We start from the raw sequence: 4448 nt of genomic DNA, 5'->3' as shown, positions 1-4448 counted from the left end.
ACCAGAAAATTTCTGTCAGCAACTTTTGTCCCCAAATAAGATTTAAAGATGAAGTTACTTTACTATTCTCCTGCCAGCTATGGAGGACTAGCTGACTATGCCCATTACCAAGCTAATGCCCTTGTATCTGCTGGCGCAGAGGTAACGTTACTGACTACGCCTAACTATCCTGTAGGTAGGGGAGAAGCCTATGAGATTGTACCGATTTTGGATGATACCACGGCAAGTCCTGGGGTGCATAAACCAATGCCCAAGGTTCTTAAAGCAGGCTATCTTTCCTATAATCTGCTCAGCAATATTGCTAGATTAATCCGTTTTATTGAAGAACATCGGTTTTGTCACGTCTTAATGGGTTCTTACCTGGAATACCTTGCTCCTTTGTGGGCACATCGCCTGAGACAATTAGCCAATCGGGGAGTTGTATTCGGTGCAGTAGTCCATGATCCCGTGCGAGATTTTGTCCTGGGGCCTCAATGGTGGCATCGTTGCTCTATTGCAGCAGGCTATTCGTTTCTGCGGGAGGCATTTGTTCATGAAGCAATTGATTTGGATACGGTTCGCCCTATGCCTCAATTGCGCACAACCGTAATTCCCCACGGTATTTATGAATTGCCCCAAGCAACCCAATCTAGGGAAAAAATGTGCAACTTACTTGACTTACCTCCAGAGGCTAAGGTGATGTTGTCCTTTGGGCATATTCGTCCGAACAAAAACCTTGACCTGGTAATTGAGGCAATGGCTCGTGTCCCTGAGGTATATTTAGTAGTCGCCGGTAAAGAACAGTCTTCTAGTCAGCAACTTGCTCGTCGTTATCAAGAACTAGCTCAGGAATTGGGTGTAGCAGATCGCTGTCGCTGGCAGATTGGCTTTATTCCTGAAAGGGAAATTCCTAATTTGTTTGACATGAGTGATTTAGTTTTATTGACTTATGATCAGACTTTTCACTCTGCTAGCGGTGTGTTAAGTATGGCAACCCACCATCGCAAACTTTGCTTGGCTTCCAGTGGAGAAGGGCCTTTGAAAGAGGTAGTGCAAAAATATCAACTAGGATTGTGGGTTGAGCCTAATAGTGTAACTGCGATTGTCGAGGGCTTAAAGTCATGGCTGAAAACGTCAGTTAAACCTTGCTGGCAAGAGTATTTTCGGGACAATTCTTGGCCGCGTAATTCTGAGTTAGTAATTAAGGCTTTTAGCAGCTATTAAATATTATAATTTTAAGCATTTTTTTGAATAGATAATTTGTATAAACAAATATATGAAAAACGTTAAACCTATTCTTGTTACAGGCTGTCATCGTTCTGGTTCAACATGGGTAGGTAATGTATTAGCTAAATCTCCATCAGTCAGCTACATTCACGAACCCTTTAATGGAATGTGCAGACCCGGAAAGTGTCGTGTAATTTTTCCTCATACTTACATGTATATTACTCAAGCAAACGAGGAAAATTATTATGATGGATTAAATGATACTCTAAATTTTAAATACAATATACCAGCAGAATTAAAATTCTTAAGAACGCCTAGGGATCTAGCTCGCCTCACAAGAGATTATCTCATTTTTTTTTATAATCAACTGAATCATATTTCTCCCTTAGTCAAAGATCCTATGGCAGTTTTGTCAGCGGAATGGCTTGCTCATCGGTTTCAGATGAATGTACTAGTTTTGGTGCGTCACCCTGCTGCCTTTGTCAGTAGTTGTAAACAGTTAGGCTGGGGATTTCACTTTGAAAACTTACTACATCAGCCATTACTCATAGATAAATATTTTAAACAGTTTGAAGCAGAAATTATTGACCATGTTAACTATGAACATGAATTGATTGATAAATTAACACTATTGTGGAAACTAATTTATACTGCTGTAATAGATTATCAAGATAACAATCCTGAGTGGTTAATTTTGCGCTATGAAGACATTTGCAGTCAACCACTATCCCAATTCAATCACATTTTCAAGACTTTTAATATTGAATTCAGTACTACGGCTCAAAAATTTATTCAGGAATCTACAAACTATAGCCAATTTAAGGGTATTTTTAAATAAATTCACTCTATAAAACGGAAGGCAAAAGCTCAGATCGATATTTGGAAGGAACGTCTTTCTCAACAAGAAATAGATAGTATTCGTAGCAAAGTTGAGGATGTTTCTCAGCATTTTTATACTGATGAGGATTGGTAAATGAGGAATAGTAAAGTTGTACATAGCTCAAGTACCTACTTAGCTTATGAATCCTAAAATTATTGCAGGTAGTATTCTCAGCTATCACTACAACCATTGGCTTAGCAACTGTCCCTCCCGTAAAATCCGCATTGCTTACCTCAAGGCATATTTAGCCAGGTTAGGAAAAGAAACATCGGTTCAAATGGGCTGTCGCTTTCTTAACGGACGTAAAGTCTATTTAGGCGATCGCAACGTAATTAACTTTGGCTGCTTATTAGATGGTCGCCACTATCAAATTCACACTGGTAACGATGTTTCTATTGGTCCAGAGGCAACCATTTTAACCTTAGGCCATGACCCCCAATCCCCCAGCTTTGCCGATCGAGGCGGAGATGTCATTATTGGCGATCGCGTTTGGATTGCTTATCGAGCTATTATTTTACCCTCAGTAAAAATAGGAGAAGGTGCGGTAATTGGTGCAGGGTCAGTAGTCACTAAAGATGTGGAACCCTACACGATTGTGGCAGGTAATCCCGCTAGATTTATTAAGCAGCGAAATCCAGAGTTAGACTATCACTTACATTACCACCCATGGCTCCTGTAAAAAATATCAATTAGATAATAATTAAAATTGTGTTTAAACAATCTCATCAGTGGATCTGCTGTCAAATCGGAGCACGAGAACATTACGCAATCCCCAGATCCCTACATCAACAGGGTAACCTATCTCACCTAATCACAGACGCCTGGATTACTCCCCACTCCCCCCTCAAGCATCTACCCAAAAACCTCCTCACCAGTTTACGCGATCGCTTCCACCCAGATCTTGCTCAAGCATCCACTCACGCCTTTACCAATTCCTTGATTCAGCTAGAAATCCAGCAACGTCTGCAAAAAGTGCGTGGTTGGGAACAAATTATTGCCCGTAATCACTGGTTTCAACAAAACGCTGTCAACTATCTGGCAAAAATTGCTCCAAAATTTAATAAACCTCCCATCCTCTTTACTTACAGCTACGCAGCCTTAGATCTATTACAATTTGCCAAAGCTCAAGGGTGGCGCACTGTCCTCGGACAAATAGATCCAGGAATTGTCGAAGAAAAAATTGTTGCCCAAGCCCACCGCCAATATCCCCATTATCAATCAACCTGGCAACCAGCACCCCCAGACTATTGGACTAACTGGCAAAAAGAATGTCATTTGGCAGACCGGATTTTAGTTAACTCCACCTGGTCTAGCCAAGCCCTACAACAAGTTGGGGTACCCTCAGAGAAAATTGCCGTAATCCCCTTAGCTTACCAAGCACCTACCCAATCTCAAGGCTTTGTGCGCACCTATCCAGAACACTTTTCCCCTCAGCGTCCCCTCAGAGTGCTATTCCTCGGACAAGTTATCCTACGTAAAGGTATCTTTCCCCTGCTGGAAGCAGCTAGATTATTACAACAGGAACCCATTGAATTTCAGATTGTAGGATCCGTAGGGATTACCCTCACCCCAGCCCAACAAAACTTGCCAAATGTGCGCTGGATTGGTTCCGTTCCTCGCAGTGCCACCAGCCAGTATTATCAACAAGCAGATGTATTTCTCTTCCCTACCCTTTCCGATGGCTTTGGTTTAACTCAACTAGAAGCTCAAGCTTGGAAATTACCCCTGATAGTGTCCCGATATTGTGGAGAAGTGGTGAAAGATCAAGAGAATGGCTTGATCTTACCAGAGGTTTCAGGAGAAGCAATTTCTCAAACCTTGCAATGGTGTCTTAATCATCCTCAACAATTGCAGTATTTTGCTCAAAACTCCACAAATCTCTCTCAATTTAGTTTGTCCCAACTCCAACAAAATCTGCAACATATATAGCAATTATCAAACTCATGAGGTACAATTTTATGGGTTTTAGGGAACAGGGAACAGGGAACAGGGAACAGGGAACAGGGAGCAGGGAGCAGGGAGCAGGGAGCAGTATGAAAGAGCTTGGAGGATTTTTTGGTGTTATGAGAAATCAGCAAGATTGTTCATAACCTATTTATATAGCGTTTATCATAGCTATGAGGTACACATTCTTTTTTCCCTCTTGCCTATTGCCTATTGCCTCTTGCCTATTGCCTATTGCCTATTGCCTATTGCCTATTGCCTATTGCCTATTGCCTATTGCCTTCCCCTCCTGGGAGGGGTTAGGGGTGGGTTCCTCTTGCCTCTTGCCTACTCCCTACTCCCTACTCCCTACTCCCTACTCCCTACTCCCTACTCCCGACTCCCTACTCCCTACTCCCTACTCCCTACTCCCTACTCC

Annotated in this window: 5 protein-coding genes and 1 pseudogene; all 6 read left to right on the top strand. The window is 42.1% G+C overall.

What is annotated here, in order from left to right; translation table 11 throughout:
- Positions 1-48 precede the first annotated feature (48 nt).
- Positions 49-1203, top strand: a complete 1155-nt coding sequence (locus F6J94_RS30835) for a glycosyltransferase (protein ID WP_293047245.1) — start codon at positions 49-51, stop codon at positions 1201-1203.
- Between the two features lie 52 nt (positions 1204-1255).
- The gene (locus tag F6J94_RS30830) at positions 1256-2044 is read left to right on the top strand and encodes a sulfotransferase (RefSeq protein ID WP_293047243.1); all 789 of its coding nucleotides are present in this window, start codon (positions 1256-1258) and stop codon (positions 2042-2044) included.
- 181 nt (positions 2045-2225) lie between these two features.
- Positions 2226-2765, top strand: a complete 540-nt coding sequence (locus F6J94_RS34520) for a DapH/DapD/GlmU-related protein (protein WP_367142296.1) — start codon at positions 2226-2228, stop codon at positions 2763-2765.
- Between the two features lie 29 nt (positions 2766-2794).
- On the top strand, positions 2795-4015 hold the full coding sequence (locus F6J94_RS30820) for a glycosyltransferase family 4 protein (RefSeq protein WP_293047241.1): 1221 nt from the start codon (positions 2795-2797) through the stop codon (positions 4013-4015).
- A 14-nt stretch (positions 4016-4029) separates the two neighbouring features.
- The gene (locus tag F6J94_RS30815) at positions 4030-4176 is read left to right on the top strand and encodes a hypothetical protein (RefSeq protein WP_293047239.1); all 147 of its coding nucleotides are present in this window, start codon (positions 4030-4032) and stop codon (positions 4174-4176) included.
- Positions 4177-4203: 27 nt separating this feature from the next.
- Positions 4204-4448: pseudogene (locus F6J94_RS30810) on the top strand (hypothetical protein); the annotation flags it as partial.

The organism is Moorena sp. SIO1F2 (genome assembly GCF_010672755.1).
GTDB lineage: Bacteria > Cyanobacteriota > Cyanobacteriia > Cyanobacteriales > Coleofasciculaceae > Moorena.
Note: the sequence above shows the minus strand (reverse complement) of the source record. Positions and strands in the feature narration are given on the sequence as shown.

Coding starts and splice junctions, on each gene's coding strand:
- F6J94_RS30815 (WP_293047239.1), top strand. CDS start 4,030: ATGAGGTACAATTTTATGGGTTTTAGGGAACAGGGAACAGGGAACAGG.
- F6J94_RS30835 (WP_293047245.1), top strand. CDS start 49: ATGAAGTTACTTTACTATTCTCCTGCCAGCTATGGAGGACTAGCTGAC.
- F6J94_RS30830 (WP_293047243.1), top strand. CDS start 1,256: ATGAAAAACGTTAAACCTATTCTTGTTACAGGCTGTCATCGTTCTGGT.
- F6J94_RS34520 (WP_367142296.1), top strand. CDS start 2,226: ATGAATCCTAAAATTATTGCAGGTAGTATTCTCAGCTATCACTACAAC.